The sequence below is a fragment of the Mycobacterium arosiense ATCC BAA-1401 = DSM 45069 genome (assembly GCF_002086125.1).
In the GTDB taxonomy this organism is placed as follows: Bacteria; Actinomycetota; Actinomycetes; order Mycobacteriales; family Mycobacteriaceae; genus Mycobacterium; species Mycobacterium arosiense.
Genome location: NZ_MVHG01000019.1, coordinates 38,098 through 56,932, shown reverse-complemented (window position 1 = coordinate 56,932; position 18,835 = coordinate 38,098). Strand labels below are relative to the sequence as shown.

The 18,835-nt window shown below is 69.4% G+C and carries 17 protein-coding genes; 10 read left to right on the top strand and 7 right to left on the bottom strand.

The genetic code is table 11. The features are described 5' to 3' along the window. Nucleotides 1–17 precede the first annotated feature (17 nt). Nucleotides 18–1,199, top strand: coding sequence for a CoA transferase (locus BST14_RS10990; protein WP_083064540.1), 1,182 nt, complete (start codon nucleotides 18–20; stop codon nucleotides 1,197–1,199). Beyond that, entirely contained in the window at nucleotides 1,193–2,506 is a 1,314-nt protein-coding gene (locus BST14_RS10985; RefSeq protein ID WP_083064539.1) for an amidohydrolase family protein, read from the top strand. Before BST14_RS10990 ends, BST14_RS10985 begins: the two co-directional genes overlap by 7 nt. Nucleotides 2,507–2,512: 6 nt before the next feature. Here BST14_RS10985 and BST14_RS10980 read toward each other — a convergent pair whose 3' ends face one another. Beyond that, nucleotides 2,513–3,412 (bottom strand): alpha/beta hydrolase, encoded by a 900-nt coding sequence (locus BST14_RS10980; protein ID WP_083064538.1) that lies wholly within the window; start codon nucleotides 3,410–3,412, stop codon nucleotides 2,513–2,515. Between the two features lie 92 nt (nucleotides 3,413–3,504). Beyond that, a complete protein-coding gene (locus tag BST14_RS10975; protein WP_083064537.1) occupies nucleotides 3,505–4,707 on the bottom strand; it encodes an IS110 family RNA-guided transposase in 1,203 nt (400 codons plus the stop codon). Between the two features lie 340 nt (nucleotides 4,708–5,047). On the opposite strand from BST14_RS10975, the gene BST14_RS10970 reads away from it, so the two are divergent. The 7 genes from BST14_RS10970 (at nucleotide 5,048) to BST14_RS10940 (ending at nucleotide 12,446) form a co-directional block, all read left to right on the top strand. Then, nucleotides 5,048–5,776, top strand: coding sequence for an alpha/beta fold hydrolase (locus BST14_RS10970; protein WP_083064553.1), 729 nt, complete (start codon nucleotides 5,048–5,050; stop codon nucleotides 5,774–5,776). 262 nt (nucleotides 5,777–6,038) lie between these two features. After that, a complete protein-coding gene (locus tag BST14_RS10965) occupies nucleotides 6,039–6,692 on the top strand; it encodes a class I SAM-dependent methyltransferase (RefSeq protein ID WP_083064536.1) in 654 nt (217 codons plus the stop codon). A 167-nt stretch (nucleotides 6,693–6,859) separates the two neighbouring features. Then, nucleotides 6,860–8,065 carry an alpha/beta hydrolase gene (locus tag BST14_RS10960; RefSeq protein WP_083064535.1) on the top strand — a complete coding sequence of 402 codons (1,206 nt, stop codon included), beginning with the start codon at nucleotides 6,860–6,862 and terminating at the stop codon, nucleotides 8,063–8,065. A gap of 44 nt (nucleotides 8,066–8,109) precedes the next feature. Further along, entirely contained in the window at nucleotides 8,110–9,519 is a 1,410-nt protein-coding gene (locus tag BST14_RS10955; RefSeq protein ID WP_083064534.1) for a WS/DGAT/MGAT family O-acyltransferase, read from the top strand. A 131-nt stretch (nucleotides 9,520–9,650) separates the two neighbouring features. Then, nucleotides 9,651–10,445: a crotonase/enoyl-CoA hydratase family protein gene (locus tag BST14_RS10950; protein WP_438502147.1), complete on the top strand. Its 795-nt coding sequence runs from the start codon at nucleotides 9,651–9,653 to the stop codon at nucleotides 10,443–10,445. A 166-nt stretch (nucleotides 10,446–10,611) separates the two neighbouring features. Next, complete coding sequence (locus BST14_RS10945; protein WP_083064532.1) at nucleotides 10,612–12,129, top strand: class I adenylate-forming enzyme family protein; 1,518 nt, start codon at nucleotides 10,612–10,614, stop codon at nucleotides 12,127–12,129. A gap of 20 nt (nucleotides 12,130–12,149) precedes the next feature. After that, nucleotides 12,150–12,446 carry a hypothetical protein gene (locus BST14_RS10940; protein ID WP_083064531.1) on the top strand — a complete coding sequence of 99 codons (297 nt, stop codon included), beginning with the start codon at nucleotides 12,150–12,152 and terminating at the stop codon, nucleotides 12,444–12,446. Here the strand turns inward: BST14_RS10940 and BST14_RS10935 are convergent. The 4 genes from BST14_RS10935 to BST14_RS10925 all read right to left on the bottom strand — a co-directional run bounded on the left by BST14_RS10935 (nucleotide 12,429) and on the right by BST14_RS10925 (nucleotide 15,870). Further along, nucleotides 12,429–13,028 carry a TetR/AcrR family transcriptional regulator gene (locus BST14_RS10935; RefSeq protein WP_083064530.1) on the bottom strand — a complete coding sequence of 200 codons (600 nt, stop codon included), beginning with the start codon at nucleotides 13,026–13,028 and terminating at the stop codon, nucleotides 12,429–12,431. The two genes, BST14_RS10940 and BST14_RS10935, sit on opposite strands and share 18 nt — an antisense overlap. A gap of 89 nt (nucleotides 13,029–13,117) precedes the next feature. Then, on the bottom strand, nucleotides 13,118–13,249 hold the full coding sequence (locus tag BST14_RS31405; RefSeq protein WP_281252800.1) for a hypothetical protein: 132 nt from the start codon (nucleotides 13,247–13,249) through the stop codon (nucleotides 13,118–13,120). Nucleotides 13,250–13,526: 277 nt separating this feature from the next. Further along, nucleotides 13,527–14,996, bottom strand: a complete 1,470-nt coding sequence (locus BST14_RS10930) for an aldehyde dehydrogenase (protein WP_083064529.1) — start codon at nucleotides 14,994–14,996, stop codon at nucleotides 13,527–13,529. Between the two features lie 103 nt (nucleotides 14,997–15,099). Further along, nucleotides 15,100–15,870 carry a class I SAM-dependent methyltransferase gene (locus tag BST14_RS10925; RefSeq protein ID WP_083064552.1) on the bottom strand — a complete coding sequence of 257 codons (771 nt, stop codon included), beginning with the start codon at nucleotides 15,868–15,870 and terminating at the stop codon, nucleotides 15,100–15,102. Nucleotides 15,871–15,947: 77 nt separating this feature from the next. Between BST14_RS10925 and BST14_RS10920 the strand changes: the two genes are divergently transcribed. Continuing rightward, nucleotides 15,948–17,114, top strand: a complete 1,167-nt coding sequence (locus BST14_RS10920) for a glycosyltransferase family 4 protein (protein WP_083064528.1) — start codon at nucleotides 15,948–15,950, stop codon at nucleotides 17,112–17,114. On the opposite strand, the gene BST14_RS10915 is transcribed toward BST14_RS10920, so the two are convergent. After that, complete coding sequence (locus BST14_RS10915) at nucleotides 17,094–18,815, bottom strand: MmpA family trehalose lipid delivery protein (RefSeq protein WP_083064527.1); 1,722 nt, start codon at nucleotides 18,813–18,815, stop codon at nucleotides 17,094–17,096. The two genes, BST14_RS10920 and BST14_RS10915, sit on opposite strands and share 21 nt — an antisense overlap. Between the last annotated feature and the right edge of the window lie 20 nt (nucleotides 18,816–18,835).

Genomic DNA, 18,835 nt, shown 5'->3' with positions numbered 1-18,835 from the left:
ACGCGCACAATGGGGACGTGAGCTCGGCCGCCACCAACTGGGGAAGCAGCGGGCTGGCCTACCTGACCGGCCTGCCCGACGGTCCCGCCGACTTCTCCCGCGCCAGCCTGCTCACCCGCGTCCAGGAGGTCGCGACGGCCGTCGGTGACCGCCTGGGCATCGGTGTTGATGCGCCGAGCCTGCTGACGGGTCGGGCGGCATTGTTGGGACTGACCCGCGGCGGGCGGGTGTCGCCCGGCGGCGCTACCCGCCTGCTGGCCGCGCGGGACGGCTGGTGCGCGCTCACCCTGTCGCGCGCCGACGACGTCGACGCCGTACCGGCGCTGCTCGAGGCGGGCGGCGTGGCCGCCGACCCGTGGCCGGCGCTCGAGCGCTGGGCCGCCACCCGCCCGGTGTCGGAGGTCGTCGGGCGGGCGGGGCTGCTCGACATTCCGGCGGCGGCCATGGGCGAGGCCGCGCCCACGCCGCCACGGATACGCGCGGAAGGATCGCGGTTGGCGCCGCGCGCGCCGCAGGGTCTGCTGGTGGCCGACCTGTCCTCGATGTGGGCGGGCCCCCTGTGCGCGGGGCTGCTGGCGCGCGCCGGCGCCGCCGTCGTCAAGGTCGAAAGCCCGCGGCGGCCCGACGGCACCCGGGCCGGGAACCCCGCCTTCTTCGACTGGATCAACGGCCAAAAGCTGTGCTATGGCGTCGATTTCGATACACAAGCCGACGAGCTGCGGGAGCTCCTGGCGGTCAGCGACATCGTCATCGAGGGGTCGCGTCCGGCGGCCCTGGCGCGCCGGGGGCTCGGGCCGCAGGACATCGCGGCGTGCGCCGGCCGAATCTGGTTGCAAATCACCGCCTATGACGGCCGCAGGCCGGGCTTCGGCGACGACACCGCGGTGGCCGGAGGACTGGTCGGCACCAGCGCCGACGGGCCGGTGTTCTGCGGTGACGCCATCGCCGACCCGCTGACCGGGCTGGAGGCGGCCCTGGCGGTGGCCGAATCCCTGGGCCGCGGTGGCGGCGAGTTGATCCGCGTATCCATGGCCGGGATCGCCGCGACCTACGCGGCGGCGCCGACCGGGCCGTCGTCATCGAGCGCGCGGGTGTCGCTGCCGGCGGCCCCGCCGGCGGCGCCGCTGGCGTCCGGGCTGGGCGCCGACAATGCAGCGGTGCGGCGCCTGATCGACCAAAGGCGTTGCCTGTCATGCTGATTCAGCGTGCCACATTGCTGGACGGAACCACTGCGGACATCCGGGTGGGTACGCTCATCGAGGAGATCGCGCCCCCTGGCGAGGGCCTGGTGGCGCGTGCGGGGGAGGGAGTGCTGTACGCCGGCGGTGGCACGGTGCTGCCCGGCCTGCACGACCACCATGTGCATCTGCGCTCGGCGGCCTCGGCGGCCGATTCGTTCCTCGTCGGGCCGCCCGGGGTCAGCACCGAAAGCGAGCTCACCCAATTGCTGGCCAACGCCACACCCGGCCCCGACGGTTGGATTCGCGCCGTGGGCTACCACGATTCGGTTGCCGGAGAACTAGATCGGGGCGCGCTCGACGCCATCGTCCCCCACATTCCGGTGCGCATCCAACACCGCAGCGGGGCGCTGTGGATCCTCAATTCCGAAGCGCTGGGCCGGGTCGGCCTGGCCGAGCATCCCGACGGCCGGCTGCGCAGCGCCGACCGCGGCTGGTCGTTGGCCCTGCAGCGGCGCGAAACCGACCTGGCCGAATTGAGCCGCCGGATCACCGCGACCGGTGTCACCGGCGTCACCGACGCCACCCCCGACCTGGATGCCGACGGCATGCAGTCGCTGACGGTGGCGCAGCAGCTCGGCGAGTTCCGGCCCCGGCTGAGCTTCCTGTCACCGGGCAAGAAGATCCTGCACGACGACAGTCTGGACCTCGATGCGCTCACGGAATGGATTGCGCGCCAGCACAACAGCGGCCAGCCGGTGGCCGTGCACTGCGTGACCGCGGCCCAGCTGGTGGTGACCATCGCGGCCCTGCGCGAGGCGGGCGGCCACCCGCACGACCGCATCGAACACGCAGCGGTGGTGCCCGACGACAACCTGGCCGACCTCGCGGAGCTCGGGGTCACGGTGGTGACGCAGCCCAACTTCGTCGCCGAGCGCGGCGACCAGTACCTCGCCGAGGTCTCCGCCGCCGAGCACGATCAGCTGTGGCGTGTCGCATCCCTGCGCAACGCGCGGGTGCCGGTTGCGCTGTCCACCGACATGCCGTTCGGCCACGGCGATCCCTGGACGGCGATGCGCGCCGCGGTGCACCGCACCACGGTTCAAGGCGCCGTCCTAGGCCCGCGCGAATGTGTCTCGGCGCGAGAGGCTTTGACGATGTTTTTGGGCCGGGCCGATCAGCCGGGCCGGCCACGTACCGTGGATATCGGGCAGCCCGGAGACCTGTGTGTGCTCAACGAACCGCCGGAGACGGCGCTGGCCGCCCTGGACGCCGGCCTGGTGGCGGCCACCGTCATCGGCGGTGAGCTGGTGTACTTCGCGATGTGAGGCGTGTCAGGCGGCCGGGCTGAGCGCGGCGCGCAGACTGCTGCATTGGCTGTCGAAAAACCGCCGCGACACTTGGGCTTTCGGCAACACCAGGTCAAAGCCGTGGAAGGCGCCCGGAATGGTTTCGACCTGGCACGGCACTCCCGCGGCCGTCAGGCGCTCGGCGTAGGCCAGGTCTTCGTCGTGGAACAGGTCGTGCGTGCCCACCCCGATCCAGGCCGGCGGCAATCCGCTGAGGTCGTCGCGGCGGCCGGGAACGGCCACCTCAGGGTCGGCGTTGCCGAGATAGGCCGCCCAGCCGAACTTGTTGCTGCGGTTGTCCCACAACCGGTAGTGCGCCCTGGGCGCGGTTGCCGAACTGCGGTCGTCGAGCATGGGATAGGTCAGCAGCTGGAATGCCGGGCTCAGCTCGGCGCGGTCGCGGGCCAGCATGGCCAGGGCCGCCGCCAGGCCGCCGCCGGCGCTGGCGCCGCCGATGGCGATGCGGTACCGGTCCACCGAGGGCAGCCCGGCCAACCAGCTCAATGCCGAATAGCAGTCTTCCAGCGGCGCGGGATACGGATGTTCGGGCGCCAGACGGTATTCCACCGATGCGACGGTGATGCCCAGTCGCCTGCTGAAGCCGCTGCAGAGCTGGTCGTCCTGCTGGGCCGTGCCGATCACGTATCCGCCGCCGTGAATCCACAACAGCGCGGGCGTGGCCTCGGTGACCCCGATGGGACGGAACAGCCGAACGCCGGCGCCCGAATCCAGGGCGATTGCCTCGACGCCGGCGACGCGCTTGCCGAGGCGTCCCCGCCACGCGAGGCCCGCCCGCATGAGCGGCAGCGTCCGGGGGCCGACGAGGCGACGTGGGGCGATGCGGGCAAAACGTTGCAGGTCAGGATGAACGTCGTTGTTCGTCACCGCATCAGTATCACCGGCGTGCAAAATCAAGGCACGGCTGAGGGGATCATGCCGTGCACGATCAGATGTCAGGAGGCTCTCTAATGCGTTTGTCAAGCGGCGCTAGCTGAATGGCCGGCGTTGTAGGGCCGCCGGTTGCGAAGCATTGCGTGCAGAACGTTGACGCGGCGGAGCGCCAAGGAGATGACGGCTTGGTGGTGGACTTTGCCTTCGGTTCGTTTCCGCTGGTAGTAGGACTTGCTGGCCGGGTCGCAGCTGATCGCGATGAAGGCGGATTGGTAGAAGACTCGTTTGAGGGCCTTGTCTTCGGCGGTGGCACGTTGCAGGTACCGGGATTTGCCCGATTGTTTGAGCACGGGTGCCAGGCCGGCTGCCGCGGCGAGCTGATCGCCACGGGTGTAGCGGTCGATGCCACCGGTGATGGCAAGGAATTCTGCCGTGAGCGTGGCCCCCATCCCCGGCAGGCTACGGACGAGGGCCGCGTCAGGGTGTTCGGCGAGGATCGCTTCAATGCGCGCGTCGATCATTTTGAGTTGTTCACGGGCACTGAGCATTTCGGTGGCCAACGCGCGGATCAGCTGGGCGGCGACGGTTTCCCCGGGCACGGTGATGCGCTGGGTTTGCGCGGCGGCCACAGCCGCGTCGGTCAGCGCGGTCATGGTGGTTTCGCGCAGGTGGCCGGCCCTGCGCAGATGGGCCAAGAGCCGACGGCGGCCCGCAGCACGGATCTCGGCGGGAGTGACGTAACGGGTCAGCAGATGCAGTCCCGCTTTACCGGTCACATCGACGACCCGTTCCAATCCGGGATGAATCGACACCAACAGGTCCCTCAGCCGCGCTGCGCGACGGGTTTGGTCGGTGACGATTTCGCTGCGGCGACCGACCAGCAATCGCAGATCGACGTCCACGTCACGCTGAGCGGTAACTGGCCGCAGGTCCTCACGCATACGGACCTGGTCGGCGATCACCGCAGCGTCTTTGGGGTCACTTTTATGTTCGCCGTCCACAGTCGCGCGGCGGGCGCGGTTTACCGCCAGTCCCGGCACATGCACCAGCGTGATCCCGGCATCGAGCAGCATCGCCTCGGCCAGCGCAGCGATACCCCCGAGAATGTCAATCCCGACCGTGGCGGCTCCGTGTTGTTCTGCGGCAGCACGAATCTCATCAACCAAGCCAGCGATGTCCGCCGGCGTGTTGTCGACCTTATGGCTGGCCAGCAACTGACCTGTCTCAGTGATCTTCAGACATACCCAATGCATCTCTTGGGCGATATCGATACCCACAGCCACCGCCATCGGTGTACTCCTTCCCACGACTCGATACGGCACCTCGTGCAGCCGCTTCCCGCCGACGTTGCCCTACATAGCGATCAACCGCCGCAGTCCCTAGCGGTCAGGAAGAAGCAGCGGGACAGGGGGCCGAGCCTCCTTGGCCATCGAGTGCAGCCAACATGAAAACCATCCCTGCCCCGCTCGCACACCTCGATCATCCTCGAACATCGAAACGATCGAAGGCACATCAGAAAGGTAGGGCACCGTGACCGCCAACCACCCCCGACTGGCTTCGCGGTTCGTCGATACGGTTCTCGGCACGCTCCGCGTTCAGGTCAGCGCGGGCACCGGGCCCGCCGTCCTCATGTGGCCTAGCCTGTTGATGACGGGCGACCTGTGGGCCGGCCAGGCCGCGCGCTTCGGCGACAGCCATCGCCTGGTGCTCATCGATCCGCCCGGCCACGGCGGCAGCACGCCGCTGCGGGCGATGTTCAGCTTCACCGACTGCGCGCGCTGCGTCGTCGAGCTGATGGACACCCTCGACATCGACAGGGCCCACTTCGTCGGCAACTCGTGGGGCGGGATGATCGGCGGCACCTTCGCCGCCCGCCACCCCGACCGCCTCAACCGCGCGGTGCTGATGAATTGCACGGCCTCCAAAGCCGGTGTCGCGCAACAGGTGCAGTATGCCGCCATGCTCTGGATGGCGAGGCTGCTGGGAGGCATCCGGCCGCCGCTGACCCGCTCGGCCATCCGCGCCTTCTTGGGACCGACCACGCTGCGCACCCGCGCGGACGTGGTGCGGGCCGTGCGGGCATCCGTGCAGTCGGTCGACGCCGATTCGGTCCGCTGGGCGGTGCGCAGCGTGGTGTCCGCGCGGCCCGACCAACACGCCCTGCTGGCCGGGGTCACGGCCCCGGTGCTGGTGGTCGCCGGCGCGGAAGACGCCACCTTTCCGGTGGCGCAAACCCGCGCCATGGCCGACTCGATCCCCGGCGCATCCTTCACCGTGCTCGACGGGGTCGCGCATCTTGCGGCGCTCGAAGAGCCCGCGCGGGTCAACGAGCTGCTGGATGCGTTCTTGTTCGGCTAGCTGCAGCGGGCCGATACGTATCCGGCAAGCTACGAAAGGCCCTGCCATTGGCCATATTTCGGCAGCGCCCGCTACCGGCGCACGACGGCGCACACGTCCGGTCCGCATTGGTTGGTGAACCTTGCCGGTCGCTGCACCGTAGCCGCAGGGAGGGGCAAGGGAAAAAGATGGATTAACGAAGTCACGATCGGGGTATCGGAGCAGTGCTGGCGCGTGGGCCTGCCGCCAGCGCGCCCGATCGGCCAGGACGCGAGGACGTGAAATGCTTGGGCAGCTTTACGATCGGGCACTTGGCGGGGAGCGATGTTGGATCCGTCATGACGACGGCGACCTGCGGCCACTGCCGGCGCACCGATGGTTGGGTGCGCGATGTCCCGGTGATGGATCCGGTGACGCCTTCGACGAAATCTTCGACGAAGCCGTCACGCAGATGTGCACCGGGCCGACAATCGAGCTGGGTTGCGGTCCGGGCCGGTTGGTGGCCAGGCTGATCCAGCGGGGCATCCCCGCGCTCGGCATCGACCGGTCCGCGACCGCGATCCAACTGGCGGGTCGCGGTGGTGCGCCGGCCCTGTTGGGCGACGTGTTCGAGCCGCTGCCGGCAACCGGCCTGTGGCAGACGGTTCTATTGGTCGACGGCAACGTCGGGCTCGGCGGGGATCCGCGACGGATTCTCGGGCGCGCCTTCGAGCTGCTGGCCCGCGGCGGGCGTTGTGTGGCCGAATTCGAGGCCGAGGCCATCGGCATCTGTTCACGCTGGGTGCGTCTGGAGTCGGCGGGCGAGGTCGGGCCCTGGTTTCGCTGGGCATCCGTCGGGGTGGACAGCGCCGCCGCGCTGGCCGCGCAGGTGGGGCTCACGCTGACCAGCGTCAGCCTGGTCGGAGGCCGGGTGATCGCCGCCCTGGTGGCCAAGTAAGCGTGTCGTGCACAGCAAAAATCGGTGACCGCCGCGAACCACCAAAACCGTTCGAACGGTGTAAATATCGTCATGCGCGAGCTCGCCCGGCAAAGCGGTTCCGGCACGCCCTCGCGTTCTGCGGAAACGTCAGTTTGCGAGACGTCCTGGCGGGTACAGTCCCGTTCATGACGGCGATTGGACCGGGCATGACCGATTGCGTGAAATGGTTGCTGCGGGCCCGTCCCAGCGACTATGCGCTGGCATTGAGTGTGGCCGGGGCTTCGCTGCCCGTGGTCGGCAAGCATCTCGAGCCCCTGGGTGGTTTGACCGCCATGGGTGTCTGGGGCGCCCGGCACGCGCCGGAGGCGATCTCCGCGGCGACCAGAGACTGGTTCACCCCCGGCAGCAACGGCGTCCGGGACCGTGACCGGGCCAGCACCCGGCAGGTCGCGCTCGCCGCATTGCGTGGGGTCGTGTCGACAGCGGATCTCGAGATGGACTGGCCCGTCGCCGAGAAGACGCCGCCGATCTGGGACGGCTTGCGCCAGCGCCGCTATGTCCATCGCCGCGCGGTGCACTACGGCGACCACCCCGATCAAATGCTCGATGTCTGGCGGCGCAAAGACCTGCCCGCGCAACCCGCACCGGTCCTGATCTTCCTGCCGGGCGGCGCCTGGGTGCACGGCAAGTGCATGGGCCAGGGGTCGGCGCTCATGTCTCGGCTCGCCGAGCAGGGCTGGGTGTGCCTGGCGGTCAACTACCGCGTCGCGCCGCACCACCGCTGGCCGCGCCACATCCTCGACGTCAAAACCGCCATCGCGTGGGCGCGTGCCAACGTCGACAAGTTCGGCGGCGACCGGGATTTCGTTGCGGTAGCGGGATGTTCGGCCGGAGGCCACCTGGGTGCGCTGGCCGGCTTGACGCCCGACGACCCGCAGTTCCGGGCGAAGCTGCCGGAGGGCGCGGATACCTCGGTTGACGCCGTCGTGGGGATCTACGGCCGCTACGACTGGGAGGACCGCTCGACACCGGAGCGCGAGCGGTTCGTCGAGTTCCTGGAGCGCGTCGTCGTGAAGAGGTCGATCGCCCGCCGGCCCGAAATCTTCCACGACGCGTCCCCGATCGCGCGCGTGCACCGCAACGCGCCGCCCTTCCTGGTCATTCACGGCAGCAAAGACAGCGTGATCCCCGTCGAACAGGCGCGCAGCTTCGTCGAGCGGCTGCGGGCGGTGTCGCATTCGAAGGTGGGCTATCTCGAATTTCCCGGCGCAGGCCACGGATATGACCTCCTCGACGGCGAGCGAGCCGGCGCCGCCGCGCACGTCTCGTCGCTGTTCCTCAACCAGATCTACCGCACCAGAACGCGGGTCGGAGCAAAAGAGATCATCTGAACCGCCGCCGCTGAGTATGGTCCCTCTATGGGAAAGAGGCAGCGGTGAAGAGGCTTAGCGGGTGGGACGCCGTGCTGCTGTACAGCGAAACCCCGAACGTGCACATGCACACCATCAAAGCCGCCGTCATCGAGTTGGACAACGACCGCCGGTCGCTGGACGTCAACGCGTTTCGCGAAGTCATCGCCGGGCGGCTGAACAAGCTCGACCCGTTCTGCTACCAGCTCGTCGAGGTGCCGCTGCACTTGCATCACCCGATGTGGCGGGAGAACTGCGAACTCGACCTGAACTATCACATCCGGCCCTGGCGGGTGTCGCCGCCCGGGGGCCGCCGCGAACTGGACGAGGCCATCGGGCAAATCGCCAGCACCCCGCTCGATCGCAGCCGTCCGTTGTGGGAGATGTACTTCGTGCAGGGTTTGGCCAACAATCGGATTGCGGTCGTCGGCAAAATTCACCACGCGCTGGCCGACGGCGTCGCGTCGGCGAACCTGCTGGCGCGGGGCATGGACCTGCAGCCCGGCCCGGAGGGCGGGCCGTACCTCTGCGACCCGCCGCCCACCACGCGGCAGTTGATGGCGTCGGCATTCGCCGATCACCTGCGCCACATCGGCGCGCTGCCCCACACCATCCGCTACACCGCCCGGGGGTTGGGCCGGGTGCGCCGCAGCTCCCGCAACTTCTCCCCGGAGCTGACGCGGCCCTTCGAGCCGCCGCCCACCTTCATGAACCACAAGCTCACCCCCGAGCGGCGGTTCGCGACCGCCACCCTGGCCCTGGCCGATGTCAAGGAGACCGGCAAGCGGCTCGGGGCGACCATCAACGACATGGTGCTGGCCATGTCGACCGGCGCGTTGCGCACCCTGCTGCTGCGATACGACGGCAAGGCCGAACCGCTGCTGGCCTCGGTGCCGATGAGCTTCGACTTCTCGCCCGAGCGGATCTCGGGCAATCGGTTCACCGGCGTGCTGGTGGGCCTGCCGACCGATTCCGACGACCCCCTGGAGCGGGTGCGGTGCTGCCATGAGAACGCCATCGCCGCCAAGGAAAGCAACCAGCTGATGGGGCCGGAGCTGGTCAGCAGGTGGGCGGCGTACATGCCGCCCCGGCCCACCCAGGCCTTCTTCCGGTGGGCCTCCGGTCGCGCCGGACACAACAGGCTCCTCAACCTGAACATTTCCAATGTGCCCGGCCCCCGGGAGCGCGGCCGGGTGGGCGGGGCGCTGGTCACCGAGATTTATTCGGTGGGCCCGCTGACCGCCGGCAGTGGCCTGAACATCACCGTGTGGAGTTATGTCGACCAGCTCAACATCTCGGTGCTCTCGGACGGGGCCACGCTCGACGACCCGCACGAGGTTTCCGAGGCGATGGTCGCCGACCTCATCGAAATACGCAGGGCCGCAGGGCTATCCGAGAACCTGACGGTCATCGAGACCGCGATGGCTCCCGCGTGATCGGGCCGGATCGGTGGCTGATCGCCTTCGGGGGTAAGCGGGATCTGCGGGGACATCAACGCCATTTCCGGTAACCGTTACCATCGGTCCGACAGGAGCTATCTGGAAGCCACCATTCCCTTTAAGGAGCTGTGCGGCACGTGAGCACTGGGACCGACGACGCCAACGAACCCGAAGTTCTGGTCGAACAACGGGATCGAATCCTCATCATCACGATCAACCGGCCCAAGGCCAAGAACGCGGTCAATTCCGCGGTCGCCAACGGCCTGGCCGCCGCCGTGGATCGGCTCGACAACGAGACCGGCCTCTCGGTGGGCATCCTCACCGGCGCGGGCGGCTCGTTCTGCGCGGGCATGGACCTCAAGGCCTTCGCCCGCGGCGAACTGCCCATCGTCGAGGGGCGTGGCATGGGCTTCACCGAACGTCCACCGGCCAAGCCGTTGATCGCGGCGGTGGAGGGTTACGCGCTGGCCGGTGGCACCGAACTGGCCCTGGCCACCGACCTGATCGTGGCCTCCAAGGACTCGGCGTTCGGCATTCCGGAGGTCAAGCGTGGGCTGGTGGCCGGCGGCGGTGGGTTGCTGCGGCTGCCGCAGCGCATCCCGTCGGCGATCGCCATGGAACTGGCGTTGACCGGTGAGAACCTCAGCGCGGAGCGCGCCCACGCGCTGGGCATGGTCAACGTGCTGGCCGAACCAGGCGGGGCGCTGGACGCCGCGATCGCGCTGGCCGAAAAGATCGCGGCGAACGGGCCGCTCGCGGTGGCCGCCACCAAGCGGATCATCGTCGAATCGCGCGGCTGGAGCCCCCAGGAGATGTTCGCCGAGCAGAACAAGCTGCTGGCCCCGGTGTTCTCGTCCAATGACGCCAAGGAGGGCGCCATCGCCTTCGCCGAGAAGCGCCCGCCCAAGTGGACGGGCACCTGATCGCCACCAGGCGGCCCGATCCGGTTCGGCCGCAAGGCCCGAGAGTCCGCGCTGTCCTCGGCGGTGACGCGGCCGGGCCGCACGATAGTTGCATGATCTAAACTACAGACGAGCATGACACTTTTGGTCAGCTTTGTAACGTGTGAAGACCGGAGAAAGATCGAGGATGAGCATTTCGTTGCTGCTCGAGATGGCCGCGTCGGGCAACGCCGAGCGCACGGCCGTGGTGTCCGGGGACCTGCGGCTGACCACGCAACAGCTCAGCGACCTCGCCGACGGTGGCGCCGGGGTGATCGCCGCATCGAACGCCAGGCACGTCGCGTATGTGGGCATCGGCGGCGCGATGCTGCCCGTGCTGATCTTCGCCGCGGCCCGCGCCGGCGTGGCCTTCACGCCGATCAACTACCGTCTCTCCGCTGACGGCATCCAGGCGCTGATCGAGCGGCTGCCCGAGCCGTTGGTGATCGTCGATAGCCGCTACCGCGACGCCGTCGGCAATGTGTCGGACCGCGTGATGGTGTCCGACGACTTTTTGGCGGCCGCACGCACCGCCGAACCGGCGGCCGAGTTTCCCGACCCGGACTCCGTCGCGATCGTGCTGTTCACCTCCGGCACCACCTCCCAGCCCAAGGCCGTCGAGCTCTCACACAACAACCTGACCAGTTACATCACCGGGACCGTGGAATTCGGGGCGGCCGAAGAAACCGACGCGGCGCTGATCTGCGTGCCGCCGTATCACATCGCCGGGGTCAGCGCCGCGCTGTCGAATCTGTATGCCGGCCGCAAGATGGTGTACCTGCCCAATTTCGATCCGCAGGAATGGGTTCGGTTGATCAACGCCGAGAACGTGACCACCGCGACGGTGGTGCCGACGATGCTGGACCGCATCGTCACCGTGCTGGACAACGGCGACGGGACGGCCATCGAGCTGCCGTCGCTGCGCAACCTGGCCTACGGCGGGTCCAAGGTCGGCCTGCCGCTGGTCCGCCGCGCGCTCGAGTTGCTGCCCAACGTGGGCTTCGTCAACGCCTACGGCCTGACCGAGACCAGCTCGACCATCGCGGTGCTGACCCCCGAGGACCATCGCGCCGCGCAGACGGCGTCGAGCGCCGAGGCCGCCCGGCGGCTGGGGTCGGTCGGCCAAGCGGTGGCGGGCATCGAGCTGCAGATCCGCGACGAGGCAGGCAACGTGCTGCCGCCGGGTGAGACCGGCGAGCTGTTTGTGCGGGGCGAGCAGGTGTCGGGGCGCTATACCGGTATCGGCTCGGTGCTCGACGAGGATGGCTGGTTTCCCACCAAGGACATCGCCATGCTCGACGAGGAGGGCTACCTGTTCATCGGCGGGCGCAGCGACGACACCATCATCCGCGGCGGCGAGAACATCGCGCCCGCCGAGCTGGAAGAAGTCCTGGTCGAGCACCCCCACGTCCGCGACGTCGCCGTGGTCGGTGTCGAGGATCCGCAGTGGGGCCAGGCGATCGTCGCGGTGGTGGTGCCGGCGGCGGGCATCGACCCCGACCCCGAAGAATTGCGGGAATTCGTCCGCAAGAGTTTGCGCGGTTCTCGCACTCCCGACGAGGTAGTGTTTCGCGACGAGCTGCCCACCACCGCGACCGGCAAGGTCTTGCGGCGGGAGATCATCGGGACCCTCACCGGATTGCGCGCCGCACCGGCCCAGCAGTAAGCGATCAAGGACGGAAATCAATGATCAAGAACGGAACTCGTCTAGCCAGCCAGGTGTGTGACACCCAGGTGATCGTCGTCAGAAGCGCTGACAGCCTGGACGACTTGCGCTGTGGCGGTGTGCCGATGGTGCCGGTAGGTGGCGAGCGGTCGGGTGAATTGGACCCGGAGTTCGCCGACGGCACGGTCATGGGCAAGCGCTACGTCGACGAGACCGGCGCCGAGGTGCTGGTGACCAAGCCGGGCGCGGGCAGCCTGAGCATTGGGCAGACCGCCCTGCAGCTCAAAGACGTCAAGCCGCTACCCGCCAGCGACTGAGCGGGTGTCCTGTTTGCCCGCGACCTTGTTGCGAGCAACGAATTCCTTTGCCTTGATCAAGAATTCGAGTTGCTCGCCGACCTGGTGTAGCGGGCCCGCACTGCGGGTGGAGCGGGAGAGCACGATGGCGCCCTCCAGCGCGGCGATGGACATCACGGCCAGCGAGGCGGCGTCGGCGTCGTCGAAGCCGTCGTTGACGAATGCGCGGGTGAGCGCCGTGCACCAGCGGCCCAGGATGGCGCCGGCCTCGGCGGAGAGCTTGGGGCCGTCGTCGTCCGAACAGCCGATCGCCGCCGCCACGACCGGACACCCGGCGGTGAAACCGCCTTCGGTGAGCAGCCGCTCCCAAAATCCGACGAACTCCTGCAGCAACGCCCGGGCGCCGCGGCCCGCGGCGTCGTCGATCATGGCGGTGATGGAGTCACCCGAGTAGCGCAGCGCTTCGGTCAGAATCTGGTTGCGCCCGTCGGGAAAGTGGTAGTAAACCGAGCCGCGGGGGGCACCGCTGCGGGCGAGCACCGCGTCGATGGTCACGCCGGCCGCTCCGCGCTCGCGCATCACCTGGGCGGCGCTGGCCAACATCTTCGTGCGGGTACTCCCGCGTTTCGCCGGGGCCCGGCCCGGCGCGACCTGACCGATAGTCGGCACTGTCCAACCTCCGGTGGCTCGGGTCATGCAGCGTGCGAATGCCGCGACGCCGGCCAGGGCATATGACGTGGGCTGAAGCGGAATGTGCGGCGCCGCAACTCTGGCAGCTCGCGGGTGTACTGATAGCCGGCGACGTTGAGCTCGATGATCCACATGATGTTCTCCCGGCCTGTGTACGGCCCTAGATTATGCTATGAACCATATAAGAGATTCGTTAGTTAAGCAATTTCTCAGGTGAAGTGTGATGTTCGCCGCATAACCGCCGGTGGACCGAGCTATGGCCCGCAATCGCGGGCGCACGGTGCCGCGAGGATTATGCAATATTGCATAGTCACTAGAAGAGCGGTTGGCAGGCGCCGGGCCGCGAGCGTGACGGCACAGTGACGCTCGCGCCCGGAAGGGACGGCTACGTCGCGTTCGAGGTGACGAGGATCAGCTGTCGATGGTGTGGCCCATCGGCATCAACACGCTCTTCTGCTGGGTGAAGTGCTCGACGCCCTCCGGCCCGTTCTCGCGGCCGATGCCGGAGTTCTTGTAGCCGCCGAACGGGCAGCACGGGTCGAACGCGTACCAGTTGATGGCGTAGGTCCCGGTGCGGATCTTCTCCGAGATCTCGATGCCTCGCTGCACGTCCGCGGTCCACACGCTGCCGGCCAACCCGTACACCGAGTCGTTGGCGATCTTGATCGCGTCCTCTTCGGTGTCATAGGGGATGATCGACAGCACCGGCCCGAAGATCTCTTCCTGGGCGATCGTCATCTTGTTGTCGACGTCGGCGAATACCGTCGGCTGCACGAAGAATCCGCTGTCCAGGCCCTCCGGGCGGCCGCCGCCGGTCACCAGTCGGGCGCCCTCTTCAATGCCCTTGGCGATGTAGCCCTCCACCCGGGCGCGCTGCTTCTCCGAAATCAGCGACCCGATCTGGGCGGCCGGGTCCGACGGCAGGCCCACCGGCAACGCCTGCACGAACGCGCTTACCGCGTCGACGATTTCGTCGTAGCGCGACCGCGGGGCCAGGATGCGGGTCTGGGCCACGCAGGCCTGTCCGGTGTTCATGATCCCGGAGAACACCAGCATCGGGATGGACGCGGCCAGGTCGACGTCGTCGAGGACGATCGCGGCCGACTTTCCGCCCAGCTCCAAGGTGCACGGCTTGAGCATGTCCGCGGCGCGACGGCCGATCTCCTTGCCGACGGCCGAGCTGCCGGTGAAGGAGAAGATGTCGACGTCCGGGTTGGAGGTCAGCGCCTGCCCGGTCTCGATTCCGCCGGGCACCACCGACAGCACGCCCTCGGGCAGCCCGGCCTCGGCGAATGCCTCCGCCAAAGCGTTTGCGCTCAACGGGGTTTCGGCGGCCGGCTTGAGCACCACCGTGCACCCGGCCAGCAGGGCCGGGCCCAGCTTGTTGACGGCCAAAAACAGCGGCACGTTCCACGCGACGATCGCGCCCACGACGCCGATCGGCTCGCGGTGCACGATGCTCTGCCCGTAGCCGCCGGTGCGGACCTCTTTCCACTTGACCTGGTCGACGGCCGGGCCGGCGAAAAAGTTCAGCGCCCCGATCGAGCTCATCCAGTGCATCGTCTCGACGCTGGTCGGCGGCTGCCCGGTCTCGGCGGCGAGCAGCTGGGTGAACCGGTCCTTGCGCTCCTCCATCAGCTTGAGCGCGTTGGCGATCACGGCCGCGCGCTCCTTCGGCGGGGTGGTGGGCCAGGGGCCGTTGTCGAAGGCCGCCCGCGCCGCGGCCACCGCGGCGTCGACGTCGGCGACCGCGGCCAGCGGCACCTTCCCGACGTATTCACCGGTGGCCGGACAGTGCACCTCGATGACATCCGAGGTGGACGGTTCCGTCCACTTGCCGCCGATGAAAAGCTTGTCGTATTCGGTCTTGCTCTCGGTCATCTGCGCCGCTCCTCCTACCCTTTCGGATTGCGCTGCCCTGTCTATCGTCGCCGGCGCGCATGGGCGCCACCCTACCCAAGCCGGGGCAAAACGAGAACACGTTTCACTCTCGAGGTTGCAGGACCAACACCAGATTGCTGACCAGGAACTCGCGCAGCAGTGGCACCGAGGTCAGCCACCACGCCCATCGCGGGTGGTAGCGGGGAAATGCGGCCAGGGTGGCGCCGGTGTTGGCCGCCCAGTCCAGGCCGTCGGCGGCGGACACCCCGAACAACGACGACCCGTAGTTGTTTTTGGGCGGACGGCCGTGTTTGCGGGTGTAGCGCGCGGCGGCCCGGGCCCCGCCCAGGTAGTGCGTCAGGCCCATCTCGTGGCCACCGAAGGGACCCAGCCAGACGGTGTAGGACAGCACGGCCAGCCCGCCCGGCTTGGTCACCCGCAGCATCTCGGCGCCGAGTTGCCAGGGCCGCGGCACGTGCTCGGCGACGTTGGAAGACAGGCAGATGTCCACGGAGTCGTCGGCGAAGGGCAGCGCCATGCCGGAGGCACGCACGCATGGCGCAGCCCCGCGGGCGGCGGCGGGCCCGGCCGCGTGCATTTCGTCGGGGTCGGGTTCGACCCCGATGTAGCGGACCCCGGCCTCGATGAAGGCCGCCGCGAAGTAGCCGGGGCCGCCGCCGACGTCGAGCAGCGTGCGGCCGGCCGGGGAGCCACCGCGGGTGGCGCGCCACAGGTCGCCCACCATCGCCGCGGTGTCCGCCGCCAGCGCGCCGTAGAACCGGGCCGGATCCGACTGCTCGTAACGAAACTGCGACAGCAGCCGCACCGAGCGGGCCAGCGTCGCCCGCCGCGCGAAGAGGTCGGTGGCGCCCACCGGCCACACCCTACGGAGGTGGCCGGAACCGTCGCCATGCCGCCGGTGTGGATAGCCGCCGGTTAGGCTAGCGATCAATGTCTTCTTTGCGCTCCGTGCTGCTGCTGTGCTGGCGCGATACCGGGCACCCGCAGGGCGGTGGCAGCGAAGCGTATTTGCAGCGCATCGGCGCGCAGCTGGCCGCCTCCGGCATCGCCGTCACGCTGCGCACCGCGCGCTATCGCGGCGCGCCGCGGCGCGAGGTGGTCGACGGGGTGCGCATCGACCGCGCCGGCGGCCGGTATTCGGTGTACGTCTGGGCGTTGCTGGCGATGGCCTGGGCCCGGCTGGGGATCGGCCCGCTGCGCAAGGTGCACCCCGATGTGGTCGTCGACACCCAGAACGGCCTGCCCTTTCTGGCCCGCCTGATCTACGGCCGCCGGGTGGTGGTGCTGGTGCACCACTGCCACCGCGAGCAGTGGCCGGTGGCGGGCCCGGTGCTCGGCCGGCTCGGCTGGTTCGTGGAGTCGACCCTGTCGCCGCGGGTGAACCGGCACAACCAGTATGTGACGGTGTCGCTGCCGTCCGCGCGCGACCTGGTCACCCTGGGCGTCGACGGCGCTCGGATCGCGGTGGTGCGCAACGGCCTCGACCGGGCCCCGGCACAGTCCTTGTCCGGGCCCCGCTCGGCCGCGCCGCGCGTGGTGGTGCTGTCGCGGCTGGTGCCGCACAAGCAGATCGAGGATGCCCTGGAGGCGGTTGCGCGGCTGTTGCCGCGGATACCGAGCCTGCACCTGGACATCGTCGGCGACGGCTGGTGGCGCGACCGGCTCGTCGAGTACGTGCAGCGGCTCGGCATCTGCTCGGCGGTGACCTTCCACGGTCACGTCGACGACATCACCAAACACCATGTCCTGCAAGGGGCTTGGGTGCACCTGCTGCCCTCGCGCAAGGAGGGCTGGGGCCTGGCCGTCGTCGAGGCGGCCCAGCACGGGGTGCCGACCATCGGCTACCGATCCTCGGGCGGATTGTCGGACTCGATCGTCGACGAGGTGACCGGGATCCTGGTGGACAGCCACGCCGAGCTGGTGGATCGGCTCGAAGAACTGCTCGCCGATCCGGTGCTGCGCGATCAACTGGGCGCCAAGGCGCACACCCGCAGTGGCGAATTCTCCTGGACGCAAAGCGCCGACGCGATGTGTGGCGTACTGGAAGCGGTGCAAGCCGGCCGCACGGTCAACGGACTAGTCACCGGGCAGGGCTGAGCGGGTGCGGTGCCGCCACGCGCCGATCACCGCGCCGGCGCCGCCGCCGATCAACATCGCCAGCCACGCCAGATGCGCGATCACCGTCACGGTCCGCTGCCCGGCGGCCACCCCGGCGGTGCGCCCGCCGATCCGGTAGAGCGCGATTTCGCGGTCCCGGTAGACGGGCGCCAGCGCGCCCAGGGTGCGGGCGGCCGACCCCATGTAGCCGGCGCTGTCGGATTCGACCACCAGCCACGCCACGCCGGCCGCGGCCAGCGCCGACGGCTCCGGCCCGGACAACAGGAGCTCCTGCACGGCCCGGGCGTGCGCGCCTTCGCCCGCGATGGTGGTGCCCGAGATCACCAAGTCACCGGTGCTCAGGACGTCGGCTCGCACCCAGCGGGGCAGCGGATCCAACACCGGTGCCGCGCCCGACCAACCGAACAGCCGCATGGTGCCGGCCGGCAACACCGCTACGGCCCCCGGGTGGGTGTCGATCGCCGCGGCGACGGCGGTCCAGCCCCGCGGATAGCGCACGGGCGCCACCCTGCCGAGCACCCCCCAGCCCAGGTCGGGCAGCGCCAGCAGCAGCGCCAGGCAGCAGACCAGCGCCGGGGCGCCGGCGCCCGGGAGCCGCAGCCATCGGCGCAGCGTCACCACCGCGCCGGCCCCCGCCAGCGCATAGCCGGGCATCGCCAGCGCCACCCACTTCTGACCGTCGCGCAGCACCCCGAAGCCGGGCACGGTGTCGACCACGGTGCCCAGCAGCTGCAAGCCCGTGCCGGTGGCCAGCGCCGCCGGGATCAGCAACGACACGGCGGCCAGCACCAGCAGCGGCACCGCCACGGGCCGCCGGACGACCGCCGGTAGGCCCGCCGCCACCACGCCCAACAGCACCACCGCCGAGAACACCGCGAAAAGCGTGGTGCGCGAACCGGGTACGGCGTCGCCGTTCCAGATGCCACCGAGGCTGGCCAGACTGCCCAGGGTGCCCAGCCCGGGCTCGGCGCGTGGCGCGAACGCCTCGACCCCCAGCCGGTTGGCCGCCGTGTGGGCGGACAGCGACGAACCCATCACCGCCGCCGTCAACCACGGCAGCGCCGCCACCAGAGCGGCGCCCAGCGCCACCGCGGCGCACCACCGGCGCGGCCGGCCGGTACCGGGCACCACCACGCAGGCCAGCGCCACCGTCGCGGCGAGCAGCAGCCCGGTCGGGGTCAGCCCGGCCAGCGCGATCCAGAAGGGTAGCCCGAAGAACCCGAACCCGCTCGCATTCGGTGCCGTCCGCAGCGTCAGCATCGCCGCGGCCACCCAGGGCAGGCAGCCGTAGCCGACCAGCAGGCTCCAATGGCCCTGCAAAAGCCGCTCTGCGACATAGGGATTCCAGATCGCCACGGTGGTGGCGACGAACTGGCCTGGCGCGCCCGCGCCGGGCAGCGCGACCGCGACCAACCGGGCCGCGCCCCATCCCGCCAGCGACAGCCCGGTCACCAGCAGCGCCTTGACCACGACGCCGCCGTCGAGCAGGTGGGAGGCCAGCGCCACCGCGAAATCCTGAGGGGTGGCGCGCGGCGCCGACGTCAGCCCCAGCGCGGTATCGGACAGATAGGACCGCGGCGTCGACACCGCGTCGCGCAGCAGCAGGTAGCCGGGCGCCAGGAGCGGCCCGACCACCAGCAGCGCCAAGACCAGTGCGTACCCGGGTCGGGTCCAGCGCACGGTTAACGCATCCGGGCCGG

Excerpts from the sequence above, each read along its gene's own strand:
- BST14_RS31405 (WP_281252800.1), bottom strand. The coding sequence starts at position 13,249 with ATGTGGATCATCGAGCTCAACGTCGCCGGCTATCAGTACACCCGCGAG.
- BST14_RS10975 (WP_083064537.1), bottom strand. The coding sequence starts at position 4,707 with ATGGCGGTGGCTGTGGGTATCGATATCGCCCAAGAGATGCATTGGGTA.
- BST14_RS10960 (WP_083064535.1), top strand. The coding sequence starts at position 6,860 with ATGACGGCGATTGGACCGGGCATGACCGATTGCGTGAAATGGTTGCTG.
- BST14_RS10940 (WP_083064531.1), top strand. The coding sequence starts at position 12,150 with ATGATCAAGAACGGAACTCGTCTAGCCAGCCAGGTGTGTGACACCCAG.
- BST14_RS10930 (WP_083064529.1), bottom strand. The coding sequence starts at position 14,996 with ATGACCGAGAGCAAGACCGAATACGACAAGCTTTTCATCGGCGGCAAG.
- BST14_RS10920 (WP_083064528.1), top strand. The coding sequence starts at position 15,948 with ATGTCTTCTTTGCGCTCCGTGCTGCTGCTGTGCTGGCGCGATACCGGG.
- BST14_RS10970 (WP_083064553.1), top strand. The coding sequence starts at position 5,048 with ATGTGGCCTAGCCTGTTGATGACGGGCGACCTGTGGGCCGGCCAGGCC.
- BST14_RS10945 (WP_083064532.1), top strand. The coding sequence starts at position 10,612 with ATGAGCATTTCGTTGCTGCTCGAGATGGCCGCGTCGGGCAACGCCGAG.
- BST14_RS10935 (WP_083064530.1), bottom strand. The coding sequence starts at position 13,028 with ATGTTGGCCAGCGCCGCCCAGGTGATGCGCGAGCGCGGAGCGGCCGGC.
- BST14_RS10985 (WP_083064539.1), top strand. The coding sequence starts at position 1,193 with ATGCTGATTCAGCGTGCCACATTGCTGGACGGAACCACTGCGGACATC.
- BST14_RS10965 (WP_083064536.1), top strand. The coding sequence starts at position 6,039 with ATGCTTGGGCAGCTTTACGATCGGGCACTTGGCGGGGAGCGATGTTGG.